11 protein-coding genes are annotated in these 14,857 nt (G+C 43.3%); 1 reads left to right on the top strand and 10 read right to left on the bottom strand.

Annotated elements, in window-relative coordinates; genetic code table 11:
- Nucleotides 1–151 precede the first annotated feature (151 nt).
- The 9 genes from AAHB12_RS27485 to AAHB12_RS27445 form a co-directional block, all read right to left on the bottom strand.
- On the bottom strand, nucleotides 152–1,045 hold the full coding sequence (locus AAHB12_RS27485) for a diacylglycerol kinase (protein ID WP_342048402.1): 894 nt from the start codon (nucleotides 1,043–1,045) through the stop codon (nucleotides 152–154).
- A gap of 363 nt (nucleotides 1,046–1,408) precedes the next feature.
- Nucleotides 1,409–2,839 carry an Asp-tRNA(Asn)/Glu-tRNA(Gln) amidotransferase subunit GatB gene (gene gatB, locus AAHB12_RS27480; RefSeq protein WP_129731575.1) on the bottom strand — a complete coding sequence of 477 codons (1,431 nt, stop codon included), beginning with the start codon at nucleotides 2,837–2,839 and terminating at the stop codon, nucleotides 1,409–1,411.
- A gap of 14 nt (nucleotides 2,840–2,853) precedes the next feature.
- Nucleotides 2,854–4,314, bottom strand: a complete 1,461-nt coding sequence (gene gatA, locus AAHB12_RS27475) for an Asp-tRNA(Asn)/Glu-tRNA(Gln) amidotransferase subunit GatA (RefSeq protein ID WP_129731573.1) — start codon at nucleotides 4,312–4,314, stop codon at nucleotides 2,854–2,856.
- A gap of 12 nt (nucleotides 4,315–4,326) precedes the next feature.
- The gene (gene gatC / locus AAHB12_RS27470) at nucleotides 4,327–4,617 is read right to left on the bottom strand and encodes an Asp-tRNA(Asn)/Glu-tRNA(Gln) amidotransferase subunit GatC (protein ID WP_129731571.1); all 291 of its coding nucleotides are present in this window, start codon (nucleotides 4,615–4,617) and stop codon (nucleotides 4,327–4,329) included.
- A 363-nt stretch (nucleotides 4,618–4,980) separates the two neighbouring features.
- Nucleotides 4,981–6,528, bottom strand: coding sequence for an L-glutamate gamma-semialdehyde dehydrogenase (gene pruA / locus AAHB12_RS27465; protein ID WP_342048403.1), 1,548 nt, complete (start codon nucleotides 6,526–6,528; stop codon nucleotides 4,981–4,983).
- A gap of 696 nt (nucleotides 6,529–7,224) precedes the next feature.
- Entirely contained in the window at nucleotides 7,225–8,409 is a 1,185-nt protein-coding gene (locus tag AAHB12_RS27460; protein ID WP_129731569.1) for a CamS family sex pheromone protein, read from the bottom strand.
- 16 nt (nucleotides 8,410–8,425) lie between these two features.
- Nucleotides 8,426–10,435 (bottom strand): NAD-dependent DNA ligase LigA, encoded by a 2,010-nt coding sequence (gene ligA, locus AAHB12_RS27455; RefSeq protein ID WP_342048401.1) that lies wholly within the window; start codon nucleotides 10,433–10,435, stop codon nucleotides 8,426–8,428.
- Nucleotides 10,436–10,450: 15 nt separating this feature from the next.
- Nucleotides 10,451–12,670 carry a DNA helicase PcrA gene (gene pcrA / locus AAHB12_RS27450; protein WP_342048400.1) on the bottom strand — a complete coding sequence of 740 codons (2,220 nt, stop codon included), beginning with the start codon at nucleotides 12,668–12,670 and terminating at the stop codon, nucleotides 10,451–10,453.
- A 1-nt stretch (nucleotide 12,671) separates the two neighbouring features.
- The gene (locus AAHB12_RS27445; protein WP_129731562.1) at nucleotides 12,672–13,364 is read right to left on the bottom strand and encodes a heptaprenylglyceryl phosphate synthase; all 693 of its coding nucleotides are present in this window, start codon (nucleotides 13,362–13,364) and stop codon (nucleotides 12,672–12,674) included.
- Nucleotides 13,365–13,546: 182 nt separating this feature from the next.
- Here AAHB12_RS27445 and AAHB12_RS27440 point away from each other — a divergent pair, with 182 nt between their 5' ends.
- Nucleotides 13,547–13,969, top strand: a complete 423-nt coding sequence (locus AAHB12_RS27440) for a YgaP-like transmembrane domain (protein ID WP_129731560.1) — start codon at nucleotides 13,547–13,549, stop codon at nucleotides 13,967–13,969.
- 247 nt (nucleotides 13,970–14,216) lie between these two features.
- Here AAHB12_RS27440 and AAHB12_RS27435 read toward each other — a convergent pair whose 3' ends face one another.
- Nucleotides 14,217–14,411 carry a hypothetical protein gene (locus tag AAHB12_RS27435; RefSeq protein ID WP_129731559.1) on the bottom strand — a complete coding sequence of 65 codons (195 nt, stop codon included), beginning with the start codon at nucleotides 14,409–14,411 and terminating at the stop codon, nucleotides 14,217–14,219.
- Nucleotides 14,412–14,857 lie beyond the last annotated feature (446 nt).

Raw genomic sequence — 14,857 nt, 5'->3', positions numbered from 1 at the left:
TAAAGAAAACTCGCCGATTGGCGAGCCCTGCTCTTGGGCGAAGACAGAGGCGTAGTTGCCCCTATACTGTATTCCTAAAATTTCTCACTACGTCGAATTGTCTTCTAGCTAGAAATTTATACTTTCTTAAAGTGCAAAAAAACCGCCTCAATCAGCGGTCTTCCCTCGGTACAAAAAGCTCTAAATGATGATACAAGTTTTCAAACTCCATCGGTGCATCGCCGCCGTATTCTCCATCTAGATTAATCATAAGTTTTTCAGGAGTGTATACTTTAATACGATTTGCCTGCGTATATAAAATTTGCGGATTATTAATATGCTCCCCGCGTAGCGCCTGTGATGCTGCTTTAATCAAGTCAGCGATGGACCCCCTCTTTAAAACAAGCAAATCAAATAAGCCATCATTAATAGAAGCGTATGGAGCCACCTTTTCAAAGCCGCCCACTGAAGTAGTATTCGTAATGAGGAAAAGTGTAATCTCCTCATTTAGCATCTTCCCGTCATATTCAATTTCTACATATGTCGGATGCAAGGACGGGAGCATTTCAATTCCCTTTAAGTAATATGCAAGCTGTCCCAAAACCGTTTTGAGCTTACTTGGTACTTCAAAAGTTAATTCTGTAATGCGGCCGCCACCGGCGATGTTAATAAAGTACTTATCATTGGCGCGTCCAATATCAAGCGGAAGCGAATAACCTTCACAAATAATATCAGCAGCTTCTTCAATGGAACGATTCACACCAATAGCACGGGCAAAGTCATTTGTTGTACCAACCGGAATGATACCAAATTTCGGACGATGCTCCGCACCGACCAATCCGTTCACAACTTCATTAAGCGTTCCATCTCCCCCAGCCGCAATGACCACATCAAACTTCCGCTCCACTGCCTTCCTTGCCGCCTTTGTCGCATCACCTGCTCCCGTTGTGGCATGACAAGAGGCCTCGTAGCCTGCTCGTTCTAATTTCTGCAGAACTTCCGGCAAATGCTTTTTAAATAGCTCACGTCCGGAAGTAGGGTTATAAATGATTCTTGCACGTTTCATTTACACATCATCCTACTTATTTAATATTTCGCATGATAAAAAATCCTCTAAATCTAGATGTATCATCATTATAATCATTTTGCAACTATCTTAGTATGTCTAAACAAACGTTTGATGATCTTCCTGCAAAAGATATATAAGTTTGGTAAAGAAAACTCGCCGATTAGCAAAGACGGAAGCATAGTTACACTTATACCGGATTCCCAAAATTTATTAATACGTCAAATGGTCCTCCAGATAAAAATTTATACCTTCTTCAAACGGAAGAAAAACCAACGATTCATACGGCAGGAATCGTTGGTTTTTTTGTTATACGCAAGAGATGGCTAGCGTTTTTGGACTTGTCCAGCGCCCCAGCTTTTCTTATCGTTTCGCAATCTCCTCAAGCAATAGCTTGTTTACAAGAGGCGGGTTTGCTTGTCCTTTTGTTGCCTTCATGACCTGACCAACAAAGAAACCGAGTGCTTTTTCTTTACCATTCTTATAATCTTCAATCGATTGCGGACCTTTATCTAACGCTTCGTTGATGATTCTGCGCAATTCTCCCTCATCAGAGATTTGGACAAGACCCTTTTCCTTTACAATTGCTTCTGGGTCTCCACCCTTTTCAACTAGATCAACAAAGATTTGCTTCGCAATCTTAGAAGAAATTGTGCCGTTTTCGATTAGCTTAATCATCGCTGCAAGACTTTCTGGTTTTAAAGCAATCTCATCAAGCTCTTTACCATTTTTGTTAAGATAAGCCGATACATCGCCCATTAACCAATTCGAAGCAAGCTTTGCATCTGCGCCACTTACAACGGCAGCATCAAAGAAATCGGACATTTCCTTTGTTACTGTCAATACCGCTGCATCGTAAGCTGGTAAGCCAAGCTCCTCTACATAGCGCTTTTTACGTGCATCCGGCAGCTCAGGAATCTCTGCACGAATGCGTGCCTTCCACTCATCATCAATGTATAAGTCTACTAAATCTGGATCCGGGAAGTAGCGGTAATCATCAGAGCCTTCTTTTACACGCATCAAGAGTGTTGTTTTTGTCGACTCATCGTAGCGGCGTGTTTCTTGATCAATTACTCCACCCGCACGCAGCACTTCTGCCTGACGGATTTCTTCATATTCTAAGCCTTTTTGTACAAAAGCAAAGGAATTTAAGTTTTTCAGCTCTGTTTTTGTACCGAATTCCTTTTGCCCAACTGGACGAAGGGAAATGTTTGCATCACAGCGAAGTGAGCCTTCTTCCATTTTACAGTCAGATACACCCGTATACTGGATAATAGACTTCAGCTTCTCTAAATATGCATATGCTTCCTCTGGCGTACGGATATCCGGCTCAGATACGATTTCAATGAGCGGTGTTCCTTGGCGGTTTAAATCCACTAGAGAGAAGCCGTCGCCTGTATGCGTTAATTTTCCCGCATCCTCTTCTAAATGAAGACGCGTAATACCAATTCGTTTTTTCTCACCGTTTACTTCAATATCAATCCAGCCGTGTTCACCAATTGGCTTATCATATTGAGAAATCTGATATGCCTTCGGATTGTCCGGATAAAAGTAATTTTTTCGGTCAAACTTTGTTTCTGTTGCAACCTGACAATTCAGTGCCATTGCTGCCTTCATCGCAAATTCTACCGCTTTTTTATTCACCACCGGCAATACGCCTGGATATCCTAATTCAATTACGCTCGTGTTCGTGTTTGGAGGCGCACCGAATTCATTTGGACTTGCGGAGAAAATTTTTGAGTTTGTTTTTAACTCAACGTGAACCTCTAACCCTATGACTGTTTCAAACTCCATCTCTTTTCGCCCCCTTACAGCACCGGTTTTTGTTTATGGTAATTTGTCGCTTGCTCAAACGCATGTGCAACGCGATATACAGTTGATTCATCAAAGTGTTTTCCGATAATTTGCAGTCCAAGCGGTAAGCCGTTTGCCCCTAAGCCGCACGGAACAGAAATACCAGGAACACCCGCTAGATTTACTGGAATCGTAAGAATATCATTTGCATACATCGTTAATGGATCATCAATCTTTTCACCAATCTTAAACGCAGTGGACGGAGCAGTTGGCCCAATGATGACGTCATACTTCTCAAACACTTTTTCGAAGTCATTTTTAATTAACGTACGCACTTGTTGTGCCTTTTTATAATACGCATCATAATAACCGGAGCTTAACGCGAATGTACCAAGCATAATGCGGCGCTTTACTTCATCGCCAAAGCCTTCGCTGCGCGTTTGCTTGTACAGATCAATTAAGCTGGATGCATTATCAGAACGAACACCGTATCGTACACCGTCAAAGCGCGCTAGGTTAGCGGAAGCTTCTGAAGACGATAGCAAGTAATATGTAGCAAGCGCATATTTAGAATGCGGCAGGGATACTTCCTCCCACGTTGCGCCCATGCCCTCAAGTACCTTAAGAGCTGCAAGCACTGATTGACGCGCTTCCTCTCCTACTCCTTCTCCTAAGTACTCCTTCGGCACAGCAATACGCAAGCCCTTGACATCTCCTGTTAGAGCGGACAAATAGTCTGGTACATCTACAGGAGCAGAAGTTCCATCCATTTTGTCAACTCCAGCAATGGCTTGCAATAAGTATGCATTATCTGCAACAGTGCGCGTAATTGGCCCGATTTGATCGAGTGATGAAGCAAATGCGACAAGACCAAAGCGGGATACACGTCCATATGTAGGTTTTAAACCAACAACACCGCAATACGCAGCTGGCTGACGGATCGAACCGCCTGTGTCAGAGCCTAAAGAAAATAATACTTCCCCTGCCGCTACAGACGCAGCAGATCCACCGCTCGAGCCGCCTGGTACATATTCTATGTTCCATGGATTCTTCGTCGGTTTAAATCCAGAGTTTTCGTTGGAGGAACCCATCGCAAACTCATCCATATTTAACTTACCAATGGTAACTGTCTCTGCTGCTTGCAGCTTTTGTACAACTGTCGCATCATAAATTGGATCAAAGTTAGCTAAAATTTTGCTTGCGCATGTTGTGCGAAGACCTTTTGTAACAATATTGTCTTTCACACCAATTGGCAAACCAAACAACAAGCCGTACTCATCCGCCTTGCCCACTTTTCCGTCTAATTCCTTCGCTTTAGCGCGGGCGTTTTCTTCATCTAAAGTTAAAAACGCCTGTACCTTGTCCTCTACTTGTGCAATGCGTTTATAGGACTCAGCGACTAAGTCCGTAACAGAAATCTCTTTACTATGGAGCTTTTTGTGCAGCTCCGAAATTGAGTAATCAAATAAAGACATGCTCTCTCTCCTCTATTCCAAAATGGCAGGCACGCGAATTTGGTTCTCGTCGTGGTCCGGTGCATTTTTCAATACTTCTTCCACAGGCAAGCCTTTTTCCGCAACGTCTTCACGCATCACATTTTTAATATCCAATACGTGGGATGTTGGTTTTACATTTTGAGTATCTAACTCTTCTAATTGCTCAGCAAACGTTAAAATTGCATCCAATTGCTTGGAGAACTTCTCCGCTTCCTGCTCCGTAATTGCAAGACGCGCTAAATTTGCAACATGCTTTACAGTGTCTACAGAAATTCTTGACACGTTTCATCCACCTCCAGAAAAACTCGTTCTTTATGCAATAATATTGATGATACCAAACTTTTCAGATGTTAAGCAACCTGCGGCACGATACTTGCATAACTTTTACACAGAATCTAAGGAATACTTAGTACATTTTCGTGATGAAAGCGGTTTATTTTTCAGGAGAGCAGTTTAATTTTTGAAACCTATTCTATTGGGGACAAAAATACAGAAGACTCGCCGATTGGCGAGTCTTCTGGCAAAATTGCGCTTATACCTTGTTTCTGAAATTTCCTACTACGTCGAGTTCACTTCTAGATGAAAATTTATACTTTTTTAAAGTGGAAAAAAGGAAGGTGGGCATCCTCCCCTCACACTCCTTATTCAGAGCATTTCCGATGTCGTTTTCGCCTGCATATGAAGCAATAAGTAGTCAGGACCTCCTGCCTTTGAGTCTGTACCTGACATATTGAACCCGCCAAATGGCTGATATCCAACAATCGCACCTGTACAGCCGCGGTTGAAGTACAAATTGCCGACATGGAAATCCTCGCGCGCCTTCTCAATATGTTCACGATTATTCGAAATAACCGCACCTGTTAAGCCATACTCTGTATTATTTGCAATCTCAATCGCGTGATTGAAATCTTTGGCCTTACAAAACGCAACAACCGGCCCAAAAATTTCTTCCTTCATAATACGGGCATCCTCCGCCACATCTGCAAAAATCGTCGGCTGAATAAACCAGCCTTTAGAGTTGTCTCCCTCTCCTCCCGTCATCAGCTTTCCTTCCCGCTTCCCGATCTCTACATAACTCATTATCTTCTGAAAAGCTCCCTCATCATTTACAGGTCCCATATATGTTTCATATTGGGAAGGATCTCCGGTAATAAGCTGCTTCGTCAACGCTACTGCTCTTTCTAGCACATCATCGTACACATCCTCTACAATAACAGCGCGAGAACAAGCGGAGCACTTCTGACCGGAAAATCCAAATGCTGATGCAACAATCACTTGTGCCGCAAGCTCTAAATCTGCCTCCCGATCAACAACAATTGTATCCTTACCGCCCATTTCTGCAATCACACGCTTTAACCAAATTTGCCCTGGATTTACTCTAGCAGCCCGCTCATAAATACGGATTCCCACTTCCTTTGAACCTGTGAAGCTGATGAATCGCGTGCGAGGATGATCAACGATATAATCCCCTACTTCCGCACCGCTTCCAGGAATAAAGTTCACAACACCCGCTGGCAATCCAGCTTCCTCTAAGACCTCCATAAACTTTGCTGCTACAACAGGCGTCGTACTCGCCGGCTTGAGCAATACCGTATTTCCAGAAACAAGTGCTGCTGTTGTCATTCCTGCCATAATCGCAAAGGGAAAGTTCCAAGGAGAAATAATGACTCCGACCCCCAATGAGATATAAGTAAAACGGTTATATTCTATTTTACGGCTCTCTACCGGCATACCGTCCTTCAGCTTTAGCATTTGACGACCATAATACTCCATAAAATCAATAGCTTCCGCTGTGTCGGCATCCGCCTCCCTCCACGGCTTTCCTGCTTCCTTCACCAGCAGAGCAGAAAATTCATGTTTTCTGCGACGGACAATTGCGGCTGCTCGAAATAAAATATCTGCCCTCATTTCCGGTTTAGACTTTCTCCATGTTTGAAAGGCTTTGTCCGCAGCCTGCATAGCCCTCTCCGCCAGCTCACGATTTGCCTTTGAAACTCGTCCAATAATCTGCTCTTTATTTGCGGGGTTTACAGATACAATCTTATCCTCTGTTACAACCCGTTCACTCCCAATTTGTAACGGATAATCCTGCCCCAGATACGCGTCTACTATCTTAAGGCCTTCTTCAAATGCAAGGCGATTCTCCTCTAGACTAAAGTCAGTAAACGGCTCATGATTATAACGTATTACCATCATCCTTCCCCCTCTCTAATTTCTCGCATCACTACAGGATTACTGGACTCCATGTTGTTTTGGTAATTGCTCCTCCATTTCTTGTATCAATGTACATTGCTGGAGATAGCTCCTCAATGTAATATATTCTGCTATTTTCCCGCTTATGTCCTTACCAATTTCACAGTTTAGATGTTTCATCCTATTGAATATCCACCACCTACTTGGTAACACGTCTTTCCCACAAGAGGGCTGCTGTTGGTCAAAGGTGGGGGATTCCGTATTTTTCTTCCTAGGAAGTGAAATACAGGGCCGCTCAATAGACTTCTCACCGGACAAATAAGGAGAGCTCACACTTTCTTGTAAGAGAAAATGTCCCATATTGTAATCCACATCAACATGTGTTTGTCAGCTACACTTAATGGTAAAGATCCCGAGCTGGAAACTTATACTTTCTTAGTAGTGCAGGCATAACCATCCGTATAACTAGGGCTGTTGCATCCCAAACGAAATATACCTATGCCCTATTAACAGAAAAAAGGTGATCAAAAGGAGCAGTACGCCTTTCAATCACCTTATTAAAACTTGTAAGAAGATATAAATCCCCAACCAAAAACGAATTCAACGCAGCAGGAAATTTTAGGTGCAAGTGCAGCTGCATTCCAAAATCAAAGCTAGCTGCCCACCTCAAGCGCCTTAAATCCCATTCAGCTATTCCTAACTAAAAATATGAACAACCGGTTCCTCCTGATCCACATCACGGGTAATGACCGCTTCTGGATTATTCACAGAGTAAATATTTACTTCTACCTTTATATAATTCGGGAAATGCTCCATCACAAGGCCGGTTACATACTGAGTAAAGCCAATAATCTCAGCCTTTCCATTAAATTGCACAGGAATACTAATCTTTAGCTCCTGCAGCTGACCATCCTTATAAAAGCCGCGTCCGACAACAGCTGTGAAATCATCAGGGAAATACTCCGAAAGATCAGAACGGAAATTAGAAACTTTCATAGCATCCTCCCGATAATTTTTAGATGCCTCATCAGATGGAAATAGATAATACTTTTCGTCTACACTTTCCCAATCATCAGCTGTCTCGTCGCCTTTATCCACCTTTGTATATGCAAGGAGGTTACCAGGTACGAGCGAGGACTTTGCCTCCTGACGATAAATGGCAATAATAATAGGAACGTTTTTAAGTTCATCCTTTTTACGCAAGAGCTCCAGCACTGTTTGCGCCATTTTCTTCCCTTGCGCCAATGATTCTTCTACCGAAATCTGTTGCTCTCTCGGATAGCCTTGCTCTGTGTTGAAATAGTGTACAGAATTCATCGCAAGCCCAATCACAACACCGCCTAATTCCACCTTATTATCGCTTTTCTTCACAAGGTAGTTATGTTCTAAAATGTTGGAAATATAAATCGGGCTTTTCGCATTCTTTTCTTCAGCCGTCCCTGCTGCATTTTCCTCGAAGACAGGATTCAATCCGATATTTGGTACTTTTTTATTTAATTTCTTTTCAAGTTCAGCCTGCTGAGCATCAGTGCGCTTCCTCTCAACAAGCAGTTGTGCTGTTCGTTTGTCCAAATACTGGCCTTCTTGAAATAAATAATCCTTCGTACTGAAGGTTTTTTGCGCAATGCGCATCAGTCCTGTTTCAAACTCATCCATATCTAGCCGGCTGTTCAACCCTTGCACAACTAAGCCGCGGGCCGCCCCTTTTTGAAATGGAATGAGGGTTTTATAATATTCGTCTGAAATTGAATATTTTGGAACAACTGCACTTTCCTTTGAATCGCTCGTGTCTTTTACAATTTTCTCGTCTTTCTGAAAGCCTGGGCTGCAGCCGCTAAGGAGCAGCCAAAGGCTTGCGATAAGTAATGTTAACTTTTTCATACCCAACCGCCTACTATTAGTTATTAAGTTCCTGTAGAAATCTCTCTTCATCCCAAATTTCAATGTTATGCTTTTGCGCCTGCTCCAGCTTCGATCCCGCTGCTTCACCTGCAATGACCAGATCTGTGCTTTTACTTACACTTCCCGTTACTTTTGCACCTAAAGCTTCAAGTTTCTTCTTCGCCTCGCTTCGTCCCATTGATTCCATCTTCCCTGTTAGCACAACTGTTTTACCGGCAAGATACGAATCAACCTCGTCTACCTTCACAGGCTGCGGGCCTTTATATGTCATGTTTACGCCATACGCCTGAAGCTGCGTGATGAGCTGTTGCACCTCTTCATTTTCAAAATATGCTACGATAGATTGCGCCATCTTTTCCCCAATCTCTTTGATAGATGTCAATTCCTCTTGAGAAGCTGTCTGCAGCCGCTCCATTATTTGAAAATGCTGCGCTAGAGTACGTGCTGCCTTTGAGCCAACATGACGAATACCGAGACCAAACAACAGCTTTTCAAGCGAGTTGCCCTTGGACGTTTCAATTGAAGCAATTAAATTAGCAGCAGATTTCTCTCCAAAGCGCTCTAATGCCAGCAGCTGTTCCTTCGTAAGTGTATATAAATCAGCAAACGTGCGAATAAGCTTTCCCTCAAACAACTGGGTGATCACTCGCTCTCCTAACCCTTCAATATTCATTGCATCGCGAGATACAAAGTGAATAAGCCCCTCTCGAATCTTTGCCGAACACCCAGGGTTTATGCAGCGAAGCGCCACCTCCTCCTCTAGCCGGACAAGTTCACTACCACACTCCGGACAATGGACCGGCATGCGGAACTCATGCTCATCGCCTGTACGGCGCTCCTTAATTGAAGCCACTACCTCCGGAATAATCTCAGCAGCCTTTTTCACAATCACATAATCACCAATGCGGATATCCTTTTCGCGGATTAAATCTTCATTATGAAGAGAAGCCCGCCTTACAACCGTACCCGCCACACGAACCGGCTCCAAAATTGCAGTTGGTGTCACCACACCTGTGCGGCCTACATTTAGCTCTATATCAATTAGCTTTGTCGTTACTTCCTCTTCTGCAAATTTATATGCAACAGCCCAGCGTGGACTTTTTGCGGTTGTTCCTAAGCTTTCCTGTAGGGCTAAGTCATCTACCTTAATTACAATTCCATCAATTTCATAATCAAGAACATGCCGCTTCTCTTCCCACTCTTTTACAAAGGCAATTACCTCTTCAACAGTTTGGCAGACACGGCGATATGGATTTGTTTTAAATCCCAGCTCTCCAAGCAGATTCAATGCCTCTCCATGGGAAAAAACCGTTCTCCCTTCCAAATTAGAAAGACCATAAACAAAGAAGGAAAGATTACGTTGCGCCGCAATCTTAGGATCAAGCTGTCTAAGCGAGCCCGCAGCAGCATTACGCGGATTTGCAAATAGCGTCTCCCCTCTTTTCTCCCGCTCCTCATTCAATCTTTTAAATGAGCTTTTTGGCATATAAGCTTCTCCGCGCGCTTCTAATGCTACACCCTCAGTAAGACGGAGCGGAATTGCTTTAATTGTTCTTAAATTACTGGTAATATCCTCTCCGGTTACCCCATCTCCACGCGTTGCGCCTTGTACAAACCGACCGTTTTCATAATGAAGAGAAACCGCAAGACCATCGATTTTCAACTCACAGACATACGATATATGCTCCGCACCCGTTCCCTGCCGCACTTTTCGATCAAAGTCCTTGATATCCCCTTCGTTATATGCATTTCCAAGACTTAGCATCGGTGCCTTATGCGTCACCTTTTGGAACATATCCAGCACCGGACCGCCAACACGAACAGTTGGAGAATCCTCTGTTGTCAGCTCTGGATTCTCCTCCTCAAGACGAAGCAGCTCCTGCATATAACGATCATATTCCGCATCGGGAACAGATGGATTGTCCAATACGTAATACTCATAATTTAGTTCATTTAAAATAGCCCTAAGCTCCTCAATGCGAGCTATCACAGCTTCGTTTGACATCCTCTCACTTCCTTCCTACACCTTTGTAATTGGTGCAAATTTTGCAAGCAGGCGTTTAATTCCGGTTGGACTTGGGAATGCGATATCGAGTTCCGTTCCATCTCCTGCGCCTTTCACACTTACAACCGTTCCAATGCCCCACTTCCCATGCGAAGCGCGGTCACCCGGCTTCCAATCCATCCGTTCACCGCCTGTTGCTTGTAGATTAGGCATTTGCACCGTGCTGCGGACAGGAGCAGCAGCTCTTACCGGAGATGCCTTTGGCAACGTGCGTTGTTTTGGAACCTTATGAAGCGGCTCTATTAAGTCCTGCGGAATTTCCTTTATAAAACGGGATTCTGCATTTATATTTGTTCTTCCATATAATGTACGGCTTTGCGCATTTGTTAAATACAGCTCTTCCTCTGCACGAGTAATGCCAACATAAGCTAAGCGGCGTTCTTCCTCCATCTCGGTCTCATCCATTAATGCACGCAAATGCGGGAAAATTCCTTCTTCGAGGCCAAGAATAAATACAACCGGGAATTCCAATCCTTTCGCCGCATGCATTGTCATCATAATAACTTCTTCACCAGAATTACCCTGCTCATCGACGCGGTCAATATCAGCAACAAGCGCCAAGTCTGTCAGGAATGCCACAAGACTCTTGTCCTCACTCTGTTCTTCAAAGCTTTGCGTCACTGATAGAAATTCGTTCAAGTTTTCTAAACGGCCTTCTGATTCCAGTGTACGGTCATTTTTTAGCGCCTCACGGTATCCGGTTCTCTCTAATACATCCTCTACAAGCTCGGTAACAGATAAGTATTCCTGCATCTGCACCCAGCCATTAAGGTTTTTATAAAATTCCTCTACCATCTTAGCTGTTTTGCCTGTCAGCCCGACAAGGTCAATACGCTCCAACACCTCACCGAGCGACAAGTCGTGCATGCGCCCGTAGTTAATAATTTTGTCAATCGAAGCAGCCCCAATGCCGCGCTTTGGAACATTAATAATACGGGCGAAGCTAATCTCATCATCTGGGTTTGCAATTAAACGTAAGTATGCCAGTATGTCCTTAATCTCTTTCCGATCATAGAACTTTGTGCCGCCAACGATTTTGTATGGAATACCTGACTTTAAGAAAACCTCCTCGACAACACGGGACTGTGCGTTCGTCCGGTATAATACGGCAAATTTACTATAATCACGCGTTCGTTTTTGTACCTCTTCCCGTATCTTCTTCGCGACAAAGTACGCTTCATCCTGTTCCGTTACTGCTCGGTAGTATGAAATATGGCTTCCTTGGTCATTATCGGTCCAAAGATTCTTTGCCTTGCGCTGCAGGTTGTTTTCAATCACTGCATTGGCAGCCTTTAAAATGTTTTGTGTAGAACGATAATTTTGCTCCAGCAAAATCACTTGCGCATTTGGATAATCCTTCTCAAAGGACAAGATATTTGCAATATCGGCACCACGCCAGCGATAGATAGATTGGTCGGAATCGCCCACTACACAAAGATTTTTCAAGCGAGATGCCATCATATTCACAAGCCTATATTGAGCCCTGTTCGTATCCTGGTACTCATCCACATGAATATACTGAAACTTCCGCTGATAAAATTCCAGTACTTCTGGTACACGCTCAAATAGCCGAATCGTTGTCATAATTAAATCATCGAAGTCTAGCGCATTGTTTTTTAAGAGACGGCTTTGATAATCCTTATACACATCACTAACCATTTTCTCAAATGGCTCGCCTGGCGTAATTTGCTTTGCGTAGTCCGCTGGAGAAAGCAATTCATTTTTCGCGCTGCTAATGCCGCTTAGCAAGGCTCGCGGTTCAAACTTCTTCGGATCTACATTACGCTCTTTTAAAATATTTTTAATGACCGTAAGCTGATCACTGTCATCTAAAATCGTGAAATTCCGGTTAATTCCGATCCGGTCGATATCACGACGCAAAATACGTACGCACATGGAATGGAACGTCGAAATCCAAATATCGCTCGCTTCCGGTCCTACAAGCCTATCGATACGATCGCGCATTTCACGCGATGCCTTATTCGTGAAGGTAATCGCCAATACATTCCAAGGCGCCACACCTTTCTCAGCTAATAAATATGCAATGCGGTGTGTTAACACACTTGTTTTTCCACTGCCGGCTCCCGCCATAATAAGGAGTGGTCCGTCTGTCGCTTTTACCGCCTGCTGCTGCTCCCGGTTCAAGCCTGTTAATAATTTTTCTGCTGCATTCATTTTATTTCCTCCCTTTTACCGCCTGTACCGTTCGCAAAGCCTCCTCAATGTTCGTATATATAACATTCCCGACTACAACGGTATCCGCATGCTGCGCCATTTCCGCAGCCTGCTGGGCACTTGTGATACCTCCTCCATAATACAACTTGGCATGGTCGAGCTCTTCCTTTACTTGCTTCACAAGCTCCGGATCTCCGTAAGTGCCGCTGTACTCTAAATAAAAAATGGGCAAACGGAATAGCTTGTCTGCCAGACGTGCATAAGCAATGACATCATCTGTTGTTAAATCACATCGTGCCTCTGACAGCTTTGCTGCTTTTGCATCCGCATTTAGAATACAGTAGCCTTCTGTAAAAATTTCATCCCAATTCATAATGTCGCCGAACTCCCTCAGCGCCTCATGATGAAGGCCCGTAATCCATTCCGTTCTCTGACTGTTGAGCACAGTTGGTATATAGTAATAATCAAACCCTGGCGTAACCGAATCAATTGTTGATACTTCAAGCACGCATGGCACACTATATCTTCGAATGCTCGCGAGCATATAGAGCACATTATCGAGGGTAACACCATCGCTGCCGCCGACAATGACAGCATCTGTTCCAGACTCGCAAATGCGCTCTAGGTCTCGTTCGCTCAGTTCCTTCTCTGGATCAAGTTTAAACACATGTTTCCATCCAAAAAACTCCTCCATGAAAACACCTCTTTCTTCTTAATGCATCGTTTCATTATACCAAAAAATGATGAGAACACGTACAATCCATCCTTAACCTATACCGAAATATTGGATTGTATATTGTAAAAAAGGCGAGGGACATTATACATTGAAGCGGGATTCTTCCCCTTTAATGCTCATGTAAAAAGGAGCTGAGCCAATTGTTTCATTTAAAACAAAATATCGGTATCGTAAATGCGCTTATTCGCATCACAATCGGGCTAACAATGATCAGCCTATCATCAGCCAAGCTTGTTAGAAAACCTTGGTGCTTCTCCTCCAAGCTTTCTATTTTCTTTGGAGCGATGAAGGTAGCCGAAGGGATTGTCAGGTTCTGTCCGATAGTAGAGGCAATGAAGTTCGGTAAGTACATGAACTTACCAGCGATGAGTATGCTGACGAAAACAAATCATAAGCAGCAAGAAGACGAGCCGTCCAGCAGAGGCAGCGAGAAACACCACTCTGCCCCAAGCAGCAGCAATAGTGATAAACACGAAGCTGCATCGAATAACAACGGCTACGATGCTTCTGATAAACAGGTAGAGACAGCAATAGAAGCGATTCTGGGTACGAAATCATTGTGAAGTCGGAAGAAGAATCATCCTATTTCTGTGAGCTATTAATATGTTTCCAAACAAAATCCCCCATCTCACATGAGACGGGGGATTCTGTTGTAGCGCAACTACACTGCTAAATTATAAAGGAAGTTGGTGATGGTTATATCATTTGAAGTTGCAATTGTATTCAAATTTTACGAAAAGGTTCCATCTGTTCCTGCAGCCTTTTCGTCCTCTTTAGGATCAACCTTTATGCGTATTTAGAATAAGCACCTTATAATGAAGATTCTTCCTTCGGTGAAGGTTCTACATTCTGAGTACCCTGCTCAGCCTTATCAGGTTTTAAATAATCAGATACATATATATGCCCTTCCCCATTACAAACCTTGCATTTGATAAAGGAAAGCAGCCTGAATCCAAACTTTTGCCCGTCTCCTTGACAATGCGGACAGATATATCGAAATGCCATGATAATCTTCCTTCCTATTTCTCAATATGAGTAAAAGCTTGTATAAAAAATAAACGTAGGTCCTTTGCAATATTTTATCAAGTTCCTTACATCGTTTGGATTATTATAACGTAACGAACATAACGTATGGTTACAAGAGGATGAAGTTTTCATTACATCCTAAATAAGAGGAAATAACTTCATCAATCAAGCAAAATTTTCAACTATTTACACATTATAAAGTTGCGCTGCAAGAAATAAAAAAGGTCTATCCGTAATCCGGATAGACCTTTTTGCATCTATTTATCTTCTCGCTTATTAAATAAAAGGACATTATGATGATATTCCTTACCCCCTAGTACCAGCCCCACCTACGCTGTATACCGTGACGGCCACGCGCGCCATCCAACCCAATTACTAGTATAATAGAAAATACCTAAAATGTAAAGCGCTTACATTTAATCCAA

The organism is Bacillus sp. OTU530, from assembly GCF_038440375.1.
This window is presented reverse-complemented; position numbering and strand designations above follow the sequence as displayed.

Excerpts from the sequence above, each read along its gene's own strand:
- AAHB12_RS27485 (WP_342048402.1), bottom strand. The coding sequence starts at position 1,045 with ATGAAACGTGCAAGAATCATTTATAACCCTACTTCCGGACGTGAGCTA.
- gatB (WP_129731575.1), bottom strand. The coding sequence starts at position 2,839 with ATGGAGTTTGAAACAGTCATAGGGTTAGAGGTTCACGTTGAGTTAAAA.
- gatA (WP_129731573.1), bottom strand. The coding sequence starts at position 4,314 with ATGTCTTTATTTGATTACTCAATTTCGGAGCTGCACAAAAAGCTCCAT.
- pruA (WP_342048403.1), bottom strand. The coding sequence starts at position 6,528 with ATGGTAATACGTTATAATCATGAGCCGTTTACTGACTTTAGTCTAGAG.
- AAHB12_RS27460 (WP_129731569.1), bottom strand. The coding sequence starts at position 8,409 with ATGAAAAAGTTAACATTACTTATCGCAAGCCTTTGGCTGCTCCTTAGC.
- ligA (WP_342048401.1), bottom strand. The coding sequence starts at position 10,435 with ATGTCAAACGAAGCTGTGATAGCTCGCATTGAGGAGCTTAGGGCTATT.
- pcrA (WP_342048400.1), bottom strand. The coding sequence starts at position 12,670 with ATGAATGCAGCAGAAAAATTATTAACAGGCTTGAACCGGGAGCAGCAG.
- AAHB12_RS27445 (WP_129731562.1), bottom strand. The coding sequence starts at position 13,364 with ATGGAGGAGTTTTTTGGATGGAAACATGTGTTTAAACTTGATCCAGAG.
- AAHB12_RS27435 (WP_129731559.1), bottom strand. The coding sequence starts at position 14,411 with ATGGCATTTCGATATATCTGTCCGCATTGTCAAGGAGACGGGCAAAAG.